The sequence below is a fragment of the Acidovorax sp. 210-6 genome (genome assembly GCF_010020825.1).
Classification (GTDB): domain Bacteria; phylum Pseudomonadota; class Gammaproteobacteria; order Burkholderiales; family Burkholderiaceae_C; genus Simplicispira; species Simplicispira sedimenti.
On the sequence record NZ_JAACJE010000001.1, the window covers coordinates 3509417 to 3524031 of the forward strand.

The 14615-nt window shown below is 65.9% G+C and carries 9 protein-coding genes, 1 tRNA gene, 1 other RNA gene, 1 pseudogene and 1 other annotated feature; of the genes and pseudogenes, 10 read left to right on the forward strand and 2 right to left on the reverse strand.

Going from position 1 to position 14615, the window contains the following annotated elements; genetic code table 11:
* Nucleotides 1-9 precede the first annotated feature (9 nt).
* Together GWK50_RS16270 and GWK50_RS16275 are read left to right on the forward strand one after the other, a co-directional pair.
* A complete protein-coding gene (locus GWK50_RS16270; RefSeq protein WP_162017401.1) occupies nt 10-1278 on the forward strand; it encodes a YjgN family protein in 1269 nt (422 codons plus the stop codon).
* A 169-nt stretch (nt 1279-1447) separates the two neighbouring features.
* Nucleotides 1448-2635 (forward strand): M48 family metallopeptidase, encoded by a 1188-nt coding sequence (locus GWK50_RS16275; RefSeq protein WP_242455407.1) that lies wholly within the window; start codon nt 1448-1450, stop codon nt 2633-2635.
* Nucleotides 2636-2700: 65 nt separating this feature from the next.
* On the opposite strand, the gene rnpB is transcribed toward GWK50_RS16275, so the two are convergent.
* Nucleotides 2701-3068: RNase P RNA component class A (gene rnpB, locus GWK50_RS16280), an RNA gene on the reverse strand.
* 58 nt (nt 3069-3126) lie between these two features.
* Between rnpB and GWK50_RS16285 the strand changes: the two genes are divergently transcribed.
* Nucleotides 3127-3732 (forward strand): class I SAM-dependent methyltransferase, encoded by a 606-nt coding sequence (locus tag GWK50_RS16285; protein ID WP_162017402.1) that lies wholly within the window; start codon nt 3127-3129, stop codon nt 3730-3732.
* Between the two features lie 6 nt (nt 3733-3738).
* Here GWK50_RS16285 and rtcR read toward each other — a convergent pair whose 3' ends face one another.
* Nucleotides 3739-5352: an RNA repair transcriptional activator RtcR gene (gene rtcR / locus GWK50_RS16290; RefSeq protein ID WP_162017403.1), complete on the reverse strand. Its 1614-nt coding sequence runs from the start codon at nt 5350-5352 to the stop codon at nt 3739-3741.
* A gap of 343 nt (nt 5353-5695) precedes the next feature.
* Between rtcR and GWK50_RS16295 the strand changes: the two genes are divergently transcribed.
* From GWK50_RS16295 to GWK50_RS16330, 7 genes and pseudogenes are all read left to right on the forward strand, one after another.
* Nucleotides 5696-5768: transfer RNA gene (locus GWK50_RS16295), tRNA-OTHER, on the forward strand.
* A gap of 285 nt (nt 5769-6053) precedes the next feature.
* A complete protein-coding gene (locus GWK50_RS16300; protein ID WP_162017404.1) occupies nt 6054-7196 on the forward strand; it encodes a slipin family protein in 1143 nt (380 codons plus the stop codon).
* Between the two features lie 63 nt (nt 7197-7259).
* Nucleotides 7260-8480 carry an RtcB family protein gene (locus GWK50_RS16305; RefSeq protein WP_162017405.1) on the forward strand — a complete coding sequence of 407 codons (1221 nt, stop codon included), beginning with the start codon at nt 7260-7262 and terminating at the stop codon, nt 8478-8480.
* A gap of 337 nt (nt 8481-8817) precedes the next feature.
* Nucleotides 8818-10052, forward strand: a protein-coding gene (locus GWK50_RS16310) for an IS3 family transposase (RefSeq protein WP_162014894.1) whose coding sequence is annotated in 2 segments (ribosomal slippage) — nt 8818-9106 and nt 9106-10052 — 1236 coding nt in all. Because the reading frame shifts where the segments join, the coding sequence is not laid out codon by codon here.
* Nucleotides 9096-9212 (forward strand) — a sequence feature (AL1L pseudoknot). It overlaps the preceding gene by 117 nt.
* Nucleotides 10053-10597: 545 nt before the next feature.
* A pseudogene (rtcA, locus tag GWK50_RS16320) lies at nt 10598-11652 on the forward strand (RNA 3'-terminal phosphate cyclase).
* Nucleotides 11653-11775: 123 nt separating this feature from the next.
* Entirely contained in the window at nt 11776-12693 is a 918-nt protein-coding gene (gene cysK, locus GWK50_RS16325; protein ID WP_162017406.1) for a cysteine synthase A, read from the forward strand.
* A gap of 103 nt (nt 12694-12796) precedes the next feature.
* The gene (locus GWK50_RS16330; RefSeq protein ID WP_162017407.1) at nt 12797-14530 is read left to right on the forward strand and encodes an NAD(P)/FAD-dependent oxidoreductase; all 1734 of its coding nucleotides are present in this window, start codon (nt 12797-12799) and stop codon (nt 14528-14530) included.
* The last annotated feature ends 85 nt before the right edge of the window (nt 14531-14615 follow it).

Here is a 14615-nt window from a genome sequence, read left to right on the forward strand (position 1 = left end):
AGGGAGACCATGGAACACCCACCCCGCAGCAACGCATCGGCGCAGGCGGCACCCTTGGAGTCAGCAGCGATCGACGCCCACCCGTTGGAGTTTTCCGGCCGCGGTGGGGAGTATTTCCGTGTCTGGATCGTCAACGTACTGCTCAGCATCGTGACGCTGGGCCTGTACACCCCCTGGGCGCGCAGGCGCACGGTGCAGTATTTCTATGGCCACACGCTGGTGGCCGACAGCCCACTGGAATTCACGGCGCCGCAGCGCAAGATGGTGACGGGTTTTGTGCTGCTGGTCCTGCTCACGCTGGCCTATAACATCGCCGTGGACACTGGGCAAGACACGGCCGTGGCCTTGCTGCTGCTGGGCGGCGCAGTGCTGGCGCCCTACCTATGGGCCAGCGCCATGCGGTTTCGGTTGGGCAACACGCGCTGGCGCGGGCTGCGCCTGCGGTTTGCGGCAAGCTGGCGCGAGGTGTACAGCGCCAGTTGGCCGGTGTTTGCCATTGCGTTGGTGTGGATTGGGGTGGTGTTCGGGCTGCGCTGGGTGGCCCCCGAGCTGGCCCAGGCCCTGGACGGCGCCACCCCCGACGGCGACGAAAAGAGCAGCGCCATGCCCGCGCTGCCACCGGCGCTGTGGGCCTTGCTGCTGCTGGGCGTGGTGCTGTCGCTGCTGTGCTTCATTCGGCTGGAATACAACTACCAGAGCCTGCTGGTGCTGCGCACCCACCTGGGCGCCGAGGCCGGACGCTGGAAGCCGGTGTACATGGATTTCGTCAAGATCTGGCTGGCCACGGTGGGGGTGTTCCTGCTGTGCTTGCTGGGCATGGTGGCACTGGTGACGCTGGCGGCGGGGGGCTCGGTGGCGCTGCTGGCGGGCCTGGGCAAGAACGCCGGGGTGTGGGTGTTCTTCCTGTTGCTGTTCGGCTTTTTTGCACTGTTCATGCTCTTGCTGCTGGCCTCGGCACCGGCACGCGCCTACCGCGAGGCGCGCATGTTCCTGCTGCAATGGAACAACATCGGCGTGAGCCAGGTGGCCCGCTTTCGCTGCACGCTGAGTGTGCGCGGGTTTGTCTGGCTGCGCGTGCGCAACCTGCTGCTCACGCTGCTGACGCTGGGTTTTTACCGGCCCTTTGCGCGGGTGAGCGAGTACGCCATGAAGCTTGAATCGGTCACGCTGCACGTCAAAGGGGGCGTGGACCAGCTGGCAGGCCAAATGCTGCGCCACCAGGAGGGCGGGCTGGGCGATGCGCTGGCCGATGCGGCGGGGCTGGACCTGATCGGGTGATCACGAACACCCCCCTGAGCGGCTGCGCCGCTTCCCCCCGCTCTCGCAGCGCTATGCGCTGCGGGCAGGGGAACGCCCCCAGCGCGGCGGGGCGGCCCTTGCGCGGGGGCCACTGGGCTGGGCCGCGCCAGTTTTTGGGGCTGGAGTGCTTTGTCGAGGAGACCACCCGTTGAATGCATCTCAGGAATCTACCGTCGCACCCGGCGATCTGCTCCCGGGACGCTGGTTTGACGGACGCAGCAGCCAGGCGCGGCCGGTGCTGGTGGGCTTGCGGGCCACGGCCCGGGGGCCGTCGCTGCACCTGCATCCGCTGTCGGCACCGGGCGCGGCGCCGGTAGTGTTTGCCCACCAGGACGTGGGCTGGCCCGAGGCCTGGAATGCGCGCCGCCCCCAGGCACGCGTGGTGGTGGACCTGCGCGATCACGGCAGCCTGGAAATCGACGCCGTGTCTGCCTGGCACGCGGCCCTGGCCGCAGCGGGCGCGCGCCCCGGCCTGGCCCAGCGCATGCAGACGCGCTGGAGCGTGCTGCTGGCCGTGCTGCTGGCCGCTGCCATCGGCCTGACCCTGTTCTACCGCTATGGCACACCGTGGATGGCCACGCAGCTCACGCGCTGGGTGCCCGTGGGCTGGGAAGCCGCGCTGGCCGACCAAGGCCTGCGGCAGATGGACGATGGCCTGCTCAAGCCGAGCAAGCTGCCACCCGAGCGCCAGGCGCAGCTGCGTGCACGTTTTGATGCGCTGGCCGGGCAGATCCCGCCCGCGCTGCAGCGCTACCCCGGCTACGCACCGCGGCTGCAGCTGGAATTCCGCTCCGGCCTGGGCGCCAACGCCTTTGCCCTGCCCGGCGGGCAGGTGGTGATGACCGATGGCCTGGTGCAGGCGGCCGCCAAGCAGGGCCTGGACGACGACGCGCTGGTGGGCGTGCTGGCGCACGAGATCGGCCATATGGTGCACCGCCACACCACGCGCATGGTCGTGGAGCAAGGCGTGCTGCAAATGGGCCTGGGGCTGGCACTGGGCGATGTGTCGGGCGTGCTCTCCACGGGCGGCGCGCTGCTCACCGGGCTGCACTACCGGCGCAACCATGAGCGCGAGGCCGACTGCTTTGCCATCGGCCTGATGCGCCACGCCGCCCTGCCCACGGCGCCCATGGGCACGCTGCTGCTGGCCATCGCGCACGACGAGGACGACGCTGAAGGCAGCCAGAAGTCCGGCGCGAGCCAGCCCGCGCCCCAAAAGCAGGGCAAGGCCGAAGCCGCGCACCCGATCTGGTCGCTGCTGAGCAGCCACCCCGACACGGTGGAGCGCGCCCACGCGCTGCAGCAGGGGCAGTCGCCCCATTGCTCAGCGCTGTGACACATCAAAAATGAGAGCTGCCAGCGCTTGCCCCATAAGCGTTGGAGCCATTTTTGGCTAAAAAAGTGTGAAGCGCGCCGATAAGCCGGATTCTGTGCACTGCGGTTGCCCGCAGCGTGACCGCCATTACTCTGGGCCGGGGGTCGCCCACCCGGCTCGATGCTACCTACCCGCCAGCTCTCCCTGCGGATCCACAAGGTCGAGAGAGGTCGCCCTGCTCCCGTGGCTGGCCTACTTGGTATTGCTGCGCGTAGAGATTGCCCGTTTCACCCCCAGTGGTCTGCCTTGCGGCACTCCCCCGGGACTCGTCTCTGTTGCTCTGATCCTCACCTCACGGTGGGCAGCCGTTAGCTGCTACGCTGTCCTGTGCAGTCCGGACGTTCCTCCAGTGCCTGGTTTCCCAGATTGCACCAGCGGCGGTCTGGCGCGCTTCACGGGCGTGATTATCCCAGACCGGCGGGACGCCACGGCGCCTGGCAGATACTTGCACCATGACCGCAGCCCACTCCCACTTCGACACCGCCGCCCGCGACTGGGACCAGCGCCCCATGTCCCAACAACTGGGCGCCGTGCCGCCGCGCCTGCTGGCGCATTTGCCCCTGGCCCCCACCGACCATGTGCTGGACTTTGGCGCGGGCACCGGCCTGCTGGCCACTCAAATCGCACCCCTGGTGGAGCAGGTCACGGCGCTGGACATGTCTGGCGCCATGCTGCAGGTGCTGGCCGACAAGGGCTTTGCCAACATCACACCGCACCAGGGCGACATCTTTGCCGGCCTGCCGGGGCGCTACCACGCCATCGTCAGCTGTATGGCCCTGCACCATGTGGCCGACACCACCGCACTGATGCAGGCCTTTGCCAGCGCCCTGCACCCCGGCGGGCGCGTGGCCCTGGTCGATCTGTACCAAGAAGACGGCAGCTTTCACGGCGACAACGAAGCCAAGGGCGTGCACCACTTCGGCTTTGCCCCCCAGGCCCTGCAGGCACAGGCCGAGCACGCAGGCCTGCGGGACGTGGCGTTCACCGAAATCCTGCGCATGCAGCACCGCAATGGGCGGGAGTACCCCTTGTTCTTGATGACGGCGCGCAAGCCCTGACGCAGCTCACGCGCCCGCCACTTGCTCCCACGTCAGCCCAAACCGCGCCAGGTACTTGCGCAGGCGGTCTGCATCGTTGACCACGGAGCGCTGCGTGCGCGAGGCCTGGAACAGCACCCGCCCGGCATCCGACAGGCTGCGCGCACGCCGGCACACCCCGGCCACGGCCTGCAGTTGCAGGCGGTCAAACAGGTCCATGGCATCCCACACCGCGTCGCCCACCAAGGCCTGCAGCGCCGCTTCGCCATCGGGTGCAGTGGCAGCCCCCACGCCCTGCGGTTGCCATAGCCAGCGCAGCCGTGCCACTTCGGCCTGCACCAGCGATTCGCCAATGCGGCCTGCTTCTGCCAGCGTGGCCAGCCGGGTCACACTGGCGGCCAGGTCGCGAAAGTTGCCGCTCCACAGGGCCTCGGGGCCCGTGGCAAAGCGCAGGTACGCGGCCTTGGCCTCTTTGGTGAACCGCACCGCGCCGCCCAGCTCGGCGGCCACGCGCATAAGCAGGTAGTCCACATTGGGCTCGATGTCCTCGGGCCGCTGCGCCAGGCCGGGCAGCACATAGCTCCACAGGTTGATGCGCGCAAACAGGTCTTCGCGGAAGCGCCCGGCCGCCACCTCGGTGCGCAGGTCGCGGTTAGTACCCGCCACCAGCTGAAAGTCGCTCTCCACCTCACAGTCGCTGCCCATGGGGTAGAAGCGCTTTTCTTCCACGGCCTTGAGCAGCATCGCCTGCTCGTCCAGGCCCAGCTCGCCTATTTCGTCGAGGAACAGCACACCCTGGTGCGCCGCACGCAGCAGGCCGGGCCGGTCAGCCGCCGCACCCGTGAAGGCGCCCTTCTTGTGGCCAAACAGGGTGGATGCCGCTCCGTCACCGCGCAGCGTGGCGCAGTTCACTTCGACGAACTCGCCTGCCACCTGGTGGCGGGCTTTCTTCAGCTCAAACATGCGCCGCGCCAGATGCGACTTGCCGGCGCCCGTGGGCCCGGTGAACAGGATGGGCGCACGCGAGCGCACGGCCACGCGCTCCACCTCGTCGATCAGTCCGTTGAAGCGCGCATTGCGCGTGGCAATGCCGCTTTTCAAGAACTGCACCGCATCGCGCTGCTCTGCGCCAAAGCGCTGGGCAATCACGTCGTAGCGCGAGAGATCCAAGTCGATCAGCGCAATGCTGCCGGGGTTGCCCGCCTGCTGGCGCTTCGGGGGCGAAGTCTGCGCCAGCACGCCCGGAATACGGCGCGACTCCACCAGCAAGAACAGGCAGATCTGCGCTACGTGCGTACCCGTGGTGATGTGCGTCCAGTACTCCTCGCGCTCGGTGTCGAAGCGGTAAGCCTGCGTCCAGTCAAAGAGCTGGGCATACACCTCGCCAAAGTCCCACGGGTCGGCAATGGGCATGGGCACCAGGTTCACCGTGGTCTCGGGCGAGGCAAGAGCCATGTCGGCCTGCACGAGCTGAGCCAGGTCTTGGTGCGCAAGGGTGTAGAGCAGCTCCAGCCGATCAATCACCACGTCTTCGTGCTGCACCAGCGACACGGTGGGGCGCCACTTCTCCCACCGCCCCGCGCCCCGGCCGGAGTCAAGCTGCGTGCCCAGAAAGCCGATCACCACCTTGTTTTTACGCATAGATATCAATCTATTTATTTAGTTTTAATTCTAGTATTCCCACATCACATAAATCAAAAGAATCCCTTTCAGGATTTTCTATCCATTCAAATCAACAAGTTACAAACCAGCGACACCCTAGCCACCCACCTGGCACGCATCTGGCAATAGACAAGGCATCCAGCGCAAGCGGTGACCGCTCACAGGCCGGGGTTGGGACAGAAGTCCGCCCCGCCGGTGCCGGAAATCCGGGACCTTCGGGCCCTGTCGATGCCCTGCATGCCGCACACCGCAAACACTGGATGACGGCACGGCCGCAGTAGCCACTCCGAAAGGACGTGCCTGGTGCGACTCCAGGCGTGTCACCACTGGTAGCTCAGTCTGGTAGAGCCCCGCCGAAAGGCGGTTGTCGCAGGTTCGATTCCTGCCCACGGTCGCAAGACCTTGATTGGAAGTACCGGTCGAAAGACCACCCGCCGAACGCGGGGAGCGGCCCCAGGGTTGCGTTTATCTAGACGCCGCCGCAAGACCCCGCCCCGTCAGCCGGTGGCGGTTTGTGCCAGCACCGGGCACAGCCCGCGCCCGCAGCCAGCCACGCTGCCGCCCCGCCTGCGGGGCAGCAGACAAGGCGCACTGCAGGGCCCTGGCTGTGCCCCCTGGCACCCCGCCATCGCTGTAACGGCAACCCGATACGACAACAAAGAAGAGAGAGAGGAAAAGAGATGCTGAAGATGTTTCAACGAGCCGTCGTGAAGAAAAGCGAACGCGCCCTGCTGCTGCGTAACGGCAGCTTTGATCGCGTGCTGCACAGCGGTACCTACTGGCTCTTTGCGGGCACTGACGAGCTGCGCGTGGAGACCTTCGCCCTCGAACAACCCGCCTTCACCCACGGCCTGGCCGAGTACCTTATGGCGCAGGAGCCTGCCGTGGTGGCAGCCGAGTTTGTGCAGGTGAACCTGTCGGAAACCGAAGTGGGCCTGCGCAGCGAAAACGGTGTGCTGGTCGAGATCCTGCCGCCCGGCACCCGCCGCCTGTATTGGAAAGGCCTGGTAGAGGTGAGCGTACAGGTGGTGGACCTGCAAGCCGGCGCAGAACTGCCCGCCGACCTGGTGGCGCGTTTGACGCAAGCCCAGCTGCGCCAGCGCGCGGTGACGGGCCTGACCGGCGTACTGCAGGTGCAGGTGCCCGAAGGCCAGTGCGCGCTACTGACGGTGGACGGCAAGGTGGAGCGCCTGCTGACCGCTGGCACCTACGCGTTCTGGAAGTACGGCCGCACCATCGCCGTGGAGCTGGTGGACCTGCGCCTGCAAGCCGTGGAGGTATCGGGCCAGGACATCATGACCCGCGACAAGGTGGGCCTGCGCCTGAACCTGTGCGCCACCTACCGCTATGCCGATGTGCTGCGCGCCTTTGCCCAGTTGCAAAAGCCTGCCGATCACCTGTACCGCGAGCTGCAGTTTGCGCTGCGCGCCGCCGTGGGCACCCGCACGCTCGACGAACTGCTGGAGAACAAGACGGTGATCGACGAGGTGGTGACTGCACACATGGCCGCCAAGCTGTTGCCCTACGGCATGCAGCTGGAAAGCGTGGGCGTGAAGGACATCGTCCTGCCCGGCGAGATGAAAACCATCCTGACCCAGGTGGTGCAAGCCCAGAAGCAGGCCGAGGCCAACGTGATCCGCCGCCGCGAGGAAACCGCCGCCACGCGCTCGCTGCTCAACACCGCCAAGGTGATGGAGGACAACCCCGTCGCCCTGCGCATGAAGGAGCTGGAGACGCTGGAACGCGTGGCCGAGCGGATCGACAAGATCTCGGTGTTTGGCGGCCTGGACCAGGTGCTGAATGGGCTGGTGAAGATGCGCTGAAGCCCATGGCACAGTGCCAGGATCATGCAGACAAGATAAGAACAAGCAAGACGAAAGAACACCATGAACAACTACGAACAATACGAAGTCCCGAACGGCGTCCCCGTGAAGATGTGGACCAACGGCGTGCCTGTGGAGGAAGACGCCAAGAACCAGCTGCGCAACATTGCCCGCCTGCCCATCGTCTTCAAGCATGTGGCGGTGATGCCCGATGTGCACTTGGGGATTGGCGCCACCATCGGCTCGGTGGTGCCCACGCTCAAGGCCATCATCCCCGCCGCAGTGGGCGTGGACCTGGGGTGCGGAATGATGGCGTGCAAGACCACGCTCACGGCCAGCGACCTGCCTGACAACCTGTCCGGCGTGCGCGCCGCCATCGAGCGCGCCGTGCCCGTGGGAATGACCCCCAAGCGCTTCGGCCGTGACAAGGGAAGCTGGGATACGCCGCCTGCAGAAACCGACCGCGCCTGGGCCGCGCTGGTGGATGAGTTCGACGAGATTTGCGAAGCGCACCCGCGCATCAAGAACACGAACAACTACAAGCACCTGGGAACGCTGGGAACGGGGAACCACTTCATCGAAATTTGCCTGGACGAACACCAGTCCGTGTGGGTGATGCTGCACTCCGGCTCACGCGGGGTGGGGAACGCCATCGGCACCCACTTTATCGAGCTGGCCAAGAAGGACGCTGAGCTGCACCAGCGCAACCTGCCGGACAAGGACCTGGCGTACTTTGAAGAAGGCGCGCAGTACTTTGGCGATTACGTGAAGGCCGTGGGGTGGGCGCAGAAATTTGCTGCCGCCAACCGCGAGGTGATGATGGGCCGCGTGATTGCCGCGCTGCGCCAGGTCATCACCAAGCCGTTCGAGACCCACGTGGAAGCCGTGAACTGCCACCACAACTACGTGCAGCGCGAGACGCACTTCGGGCAAGACGTGTTCGTGACCCGAAAGGGCGCGGTGAGTGCCGAGCAGGGCAAGCTGGGAATCATCCCGGGGAGCATGGGGGCCAAGAGCTTCATCGTGCGCGGAAAAGGCAACCCCGAGAGCTTCAACAGCTGCAGCCACGGCGCAGGGCGAACCATGAGCCGCACCAAGGCCAAGAAACTGTTCACCGTGGAAGACCAGATCAAGGCGACCGAAGGCGTGGAATGCCGAAAGGACGCCGACGTGATCGATGAGATCCCGATGGCGTACAAGGACATCGATGCGGTGATGACGGCGCAGGAAGACCTGGTGGAGGTGGTGTACACGCTCAAGCAGGTGGTGTGTGTGAAGGGGTGACCAAACATGAACGTCTACAAAGAGCAGGTAGAAACGCTCCAGAACCTGATGGTTGCACGAGCAACCGGCAACGACGAAAACGACGCCGACTATGTGAGGCTACGACAGGTCGTTTTGTCGGAGAAGCGATTTGACTCCCTGGTTCCAGGCTTCGTGAGAACCTGCCGAAGCCTGCCTCAGTTTTGGCAATTTATAAAAAGCAAGTACGCCACGTATGCCGAGCGAAGAGAGTACATATGGAGTGAGTTTCGCCCCCTTTTGGACTTGATTGAATCTGACCAGAACCATGAACCGCCCCGGGTTTTGAGGAGGCTCCAACACTTGAGAAGATGGAGCTATGAACAAGTCACCGAAGTTCTCCCCGGAAGTGCGCGAGCGCGCCGTGCGCATGGTGCAGGAGCACCGAGCCGACTACCCGTCGCTGTGGGCAGCGATTGAATCGATTGCCCCCAAGATTGGCTGCGTGCCACAGACCTTGAACGACTGGGTCAAGAAGGCCGAGGTCGACAGCGGCCAGCGCCCCGGCACCACCACCTCGGATGCGCAGCGCATCAAGGAACTGGAGCGTGAGGTCAAAGAATTGCGCCGGGCCAACGACATCCTGAAGACGGCCAGCGCGTTTTTCGCGCAGGCGGAGCTCGACCGCCGACTCAAGTCGTGAAGGCCTACATCGACCGCCACCGTGATGACTACGGGGTCGAGCCCATCTGCCGGGCGCTGCAGATGGCCCCGTCGTGTTACTGGCGCCACGCAGCCCGGCAACGCAACGCGCAACTGCGCAGTGCACGCGCCCAGCGTGACGAGGGTTTGAAGGCCGACATTCAGCGCGTGTGGCACGCCAACTGGCAGGTCTACGGAGCCGACAAGGTCTGGCTGCAGATGAACCGCGAGGGCATCGTGGTGGCGCGCTGCACGGTCGAGCGTCTGATGCGTGCCATGGGCTTGCAAGGGGCACGCCGTGGCAGGGCGGTGCGCACCACCACGCCGGATACCTCGGCCCCGTGCCCGCTGGACCACGTCAACCGGCACTTCCATGCCAGCCGTCCCAACGAGCTATGGGTGTCGGACTTCACCTATGTCTCCACCTGGCAAGGCTGGTTGTATGTGGCCTTTGTGGTGGATGTGTACGCTCGGCGCATCGTGGGCTGGCGCGTCAGTCGCAGCATGCAGACGGACTTCGTGCTCGATGCCCTGGAGCAGGCTCTGTACGAACGCCAGCCAGCGGCCCATGTCTTGACGCACCATTCCGACAGGGGCAGTCAGTACGTCAGCATCCGCTACACCGAACGCTTGGACCAGGCGGGCATACAACCTTCGGTGGGCAGCAGGGGAGACAGCTATGACAACGCGCTGGCCGAGACCATCAACGGTCTGTACAAGGCCGAGTTGATTCACCGCCGGGGACCTTGGAAGACCAGGGAATCCGTGGAACTGGCCACCCTGCAATGGGTGCACTGGTTCAACCACGTCCGACTGCTCACGCCGATTGGGGGCATCCCTCCGGCAGAAGCTGAGGCAAACTACTGGAGGCAACTCGCCGCCAGCGACACCTCGACAAAGGTGTCAACTTAAACCAACCGGCCTCCTCGATACCCGGGGCGGTTCACCATCCCGCTGATTCATTGGTCTCTGGGGCCGTGAAAAAAATGAACTCGGCGTATGCCCAAGCCGTATGGTCAAAAGCCCTTGATCGGAGGGCAGCAGATCCAGAGGGTGCAATTACTGTAGCTCGGACACTTCTTGAGTCGGTGTGCAAGCAAATTCTTGATGACTGCAACGTTGCACATGACGACAACCCCGACATGAACAAGCTGTATCGACTCACAGCAGAGGAGTTGCGAATAGCTCCGTCCCAACACACCGAACAAGTTTTCAAACAAATATTGGGAGGTTGCACGGCAGTCGTTGAGGGCCTAGCAGCGCTTCGAAATCGCTTGGGCGATGCCCATGGAAAGGGGAAGGTAGGCGTTCGACCTGCTGCGAGGCATGCAGAACTGGCAGTCAATCTCTCAGGCGCGTTAGCCATCTACTTACTTGCTACGCATGAGGCTCGCAAGGATGTACCGACCTAACGTGATCGGTGTCAAACCAACCTTGATGAGAACAAAAAATATTGAATGAAGGTGCACTCACTAAACCTCGACGGCTCCACCGGCGAAGGCGGCGGCCAGATTCTGCGCACGGGCCTCGCCCTGTCCATGGTCACCGGTCGGCCGCTGCACATCACGCGCATTCGCGCCGGGCGGCCCAAGCCGGGCCTCATGCGCCAGCACCTGGCCTGCGTGCAGGCGGCCGTGGCCGTGTGCGGTGGGCGGGCTGAGGGGGCGGAGCTGAATTCGCAAACACTGCTGTTCACGCCCGGCGAAGTGCGATCGGGCGACTACCGTTTTCAGATCGCCACCGCAGGCAGTTGCCTGCTGGTGCTGCAAACCGTGTTGCCCGCGCTGATGCTGGCCGAAGCCCCCAGCAAGGTCGAATTGATGGGCGGCACGCACAACCCGATGGCGCCGCCGTTTGATTTTCTGGAGCGCGCCTTTGCCCCGTTGGTGCGGCGGCTGGGCGTGGGGCTGGAGCTGGATCTCAAACGCCGTGGCTTCTTTCCTGCGGGCGGTGGCGAGCTGGTGGCGCACATCGCGCCCGACCCGCAGGCGCTGGCTCCGGTGGATGTGCAGGAGCGCGGACCGCTGCTCAACGCCTGGGGCGAAGCGCTGGCGCCCGGCCTGGCACGCAGTATCGCGCCGCGTGAACTGGAGACGCTGGGCCAGCGCATGGGCTGGACGTTTGAGGCAGGCCAGCTGCGCCAGCCACCCACGCGCCAGAACGAAGGTCCAGGCAACGCGCTGCTGGCAACGCTGGAGCATGCCCATGTCACCGAAGTCTTTGCCAGCTGGGCGAACGCAGCCTGTCGGCCGAGCAAGTGGCCAAGCGCCTGGCGAATGAAATCCGTACCTACCAACGCAGCCACGGCGCGTTGGGCCCGCACCTGGCCGACCAATGGATGCTGCCCCTTGCGCTGGCCGTGTGGCGCAGTGGCCGGGCCGCCAGCTACACCTGCACCGAGGTCACGCTGCACACAGCCACCAATGCGCAGACCATTGCACTGGGTTTGCCCCTGCAGGTGCGGATCATCCCGGTGGAACGGGCGATGCGGGTAGAGATTGCCCCAGCGTAGCCTTGCCACGCCCTGGCATCGGCCTGCACTCCTGACGCACAGGCATATCCATATCGCCATGGCGGTAGAACACCTGGTTCAAAATGCAGGCCACACCCCTTGTCGCATTTCACAGGAGACGCCATGAAAGTTGAAAACGTTCTGCAAACCATTGGCAACACGCCGCACATCCGCATCAACCGCCTGTTTGGGGCGGGGGCCAATGTGTGGGTCAAGTCCGAGCGCGGCAACCCCGGTGGCTCGATCAAGGACCGCATCGCGCTGGCCATGATTGAAGACGCCGAGAAATCGGGCGCGCTGCAGCCCGGCGGCACCATCATCGAGCCCACCAGCGGCAACACTGGCGTGGGCCTGGCCATGGTGGCGGCCGTCAAGGGCTACAAGCTCATCCTCGTGATGCCCGACAGCATGAGCATCGAGCGCCGCCGCCTGATGCTGGCCTACGGCGCCAGCTTCGACCTCACGCCGCGCGAGAAGGGCATGAAGGGCGCCATCGCCCGGGCCGAGGAACTCAAGGCCCAAACACCCGGCGCCTGGATTCCGCAGCAGTTCGAGAACCCGGCCAACGTGGACGTGCACGTGCGCACCACGGCGCAGGAGATCCTGGCGGACTTCCCCGACGGGCTGGACGCGCTCATCACCGGCGTGGGCACGGGCGGCCACCTCACGGGCACGGCGCGCGTGCTGAAGGCCCGGTTCCCGCAGCTCAAGGTGTTCGCCGTCGAGCCCACGCTCTCGCCCGTGATCTCGGGCGGCCAGCCCGCGCCCCACCCCATCCAGGGCATTGGCGCGGGCTTCATCCCCAAGAACCTGGACACCGGCCTGCTTGATGGCGTGATCCAGGTCGATGCCGAAGCGGCACGCGAATTCGCCCGCCGCAGCGCACGCGAAGAAGGCATGCTGGTGGGCATCTCCAGCGGCGCCACGCTGGCCGCCATCGCCGCCAAACTGCCCGAGCTGCCGGCAGGTGCCCGGGTGCTGGGTTTCAACTACGACACGGGTGAGCGCTACCTGTCGGTGGAAGGCTTCCTGCCGACCTGAACAGGCCCGGAGCGCGGGCGTCCGCGCTCCCAAAATTCCTCCGGTCGGTAAAATTCGCGTCTCTGCATTGCCCTTTGCCCGATCACCACGGGCCCGCAAGACCATGATCCGTCTCTCTGAAATCCGGCTGCCGCTGGGCGCGCTGCCCACCGATCCCGAAACCCACCCCGAGGCTGCGCTGCGCGCCGCTGCCGCTCAGGCGCTGGGCATCGCGCCCGCCGGCATCGCCCACGTCCACGTCTTCAAGCGCAGCTTCGACGCGCGCAAGGCCGACCTGCTGGCGGTCTATATCGTCGATATCACCCTCACCGAGCCTGCCCAGGATGCCGCGCTGCTGGCACGGCATGCGGGCAATCCCCACATCCAGCCCACCCCCGACATGGCCTGGCGCCCGGTGGGCCAGGCTCCGGCCGGGCTGCGCGAGCGCCCGGTGGTGGTGGGTTTCGGGCCCTGCGGCATCTTCGCGGCGCTGGTGCTGGCGCAGATGGGCCTGCGGCCCATCGTGCTGGAGCGCGGCAAGACGGTGCGCGAGCGCACCAAGGACACCTGGGGCCTGTGGCGCAAGCGCGAGCTGAACCCCGAGAGCAATGTGCAGTTCGGCGAGGGCGGCGCGGGCACTTTCTCCGACGGCAAGCTCTACAGCCAGATCAAGGATCCGCGCCACCTGGGCCGCAAGGTGATGGAGGAGTTCGTGCAGGCCGGTGCACCGCCCGAGATCCTGTACGTGGCGCACCCGCACATCGGCACCTTCAAGCTCGTGAAGGTGGTCGAGACGCTGCGCGAGCAGATCATCGAGTTGGGTGGCGAGGTGCGCTTCCAGCAACGCGTGACCGATGTGCTGATCGAGCAGGGCAGCACCGGTCAACGCCAGCTGCGCGGCCTGCGCGTGCTGGACCAGGCCACGGGCCAGACCCACGAGCTGGAGGCGCGCCATGTGGTGATGGCGCTGGGCCACAGCGCGCGCGACACCTTTGCCATGCTGCACGAGCGCGGCGTGCACATGCAGGCCAAGCCGTTCTCGGTGGGCTTTCGCATCGAGCACCCGCAGGGCGTGATCGACCGCGCGCGCTGGGGCCGCCACGCCGGCCACCCGCTGCTGGGCGCGGCCGACTACAAGCTGGTGCACCACGCCAGCAATGGCCGCACGGCCTACAGCTTCTGCATGTGCCCCGGCGGCACCGTGGTGGCCGCCACCAGCGAGCCCGGCCGCGTGGTGACCAACGGCATGAGCCAGTATTCGCGCAACGAGCGCAACGCCAACGCGGGCATGGTGGTGGGCATCGATCCGCAGGACTACCCCACCGACCCCGCCGCGTTCGAGGCCCAGCTCGGCGCCACGCACGGCGTGGAGGCACTCCAGGATGGCCAGTACCACCCGCTGGCGGGCATCGTGCTGCAGCGCCAGCTCGAAGCCAACGCCTATGTGCTGGGCGGCGGCAACTACAACGCGCCGGGCCAGCTCGTGGGCGATTTTCTGGCGGGCCGCCCCTCCCAGGCACTGGGCAGCGTGGAGCCCTCATACAAGCCCGGCGTGACGCCCTGCGACCTGCGTGCGGCCCTGCCCGACTACGCCACCGAGGCGCTGCGCGAGGCCCTGCCGGCCTTCGGCCGCAAGATCAAGGGCTTCGACATGCACGACGCCGTGCTCACCGGCGTGGAGACGCGCACCTCGTCACCGCTCAAGATCGGTCGGGGCGAGGACTTCCAGAGCCTCAACACCGCCGGCCTGTACCCGGCGGGCGAAGGCGCGAGCTACGCGGGGGGCATCCTCTCAGCCGGTGTGGATGGCATCAAGGTGGGCGAGGCCGTGGCGCGCAGCATTCTGACAACCCCCTGAGCGGCTGCGCCGCTTCCCCCTTCTCTCGGCTTCGCCGGGAAGGGGGACGCCACCAGCGCCTGGACTCGGAGCACTGGCGGCCCTT

What these genes read in the sequence shown, in the direction of transcription:
- cysK (WP_162017406.1), top strand. Translation starts at nt 11,776, where the DNA reads ATGAAAGTTGAAAACGTTCTGCAAACCATTGGCAACACGCCGCACATC.
- rtcR (WP_162017403.1), bottom strand. Translation starts at nt 5,352, where the DNA reads ATGCGTAAAAACAAGGTGGTGATCGGCTTTCTGGGCACGCAGCTTGAC.
- GWK50_RS16285 (WP_162017402.1), top strand. Translation starts at nt 3,127, where the DNA reads ATGACCGCAGCCCACTCCCACTTCGACACCGCCGCCCGCGACTGGGAC.
- GWK50_RS16330 (WP_162017407.1), top strand. Translation starts at nt 12,797, where the DNA reads ATGATCCGTCTCTCTGAAATCCGGCTGCCGCTGGGCGCGCTGCCCACC.
- GWK50_RS16305 (WP_162017405.1), top strand. Translation starts at nt 7,260, where the DNA reads ATGAACAACTACGAACAATACGAAGTCCCGAACGGCGTCCCCGTGAAG.
- GWK50_RS16300 (WP_162017404.1), top strand. Translation starts at nt 6,054, where the DNA reads ATGCTGAAGATGTTTCAACGAGCCGTCGTGAAGAAAAGCGAACGCGCC.
- GWK50_RS16270 (WP_162017401.1), top strand. Translation starts at nt 10, where the DNA reads ATGGAACACCCACCCCGCAGCAACGCATCGGCGCAGGCGGCACCCTTG.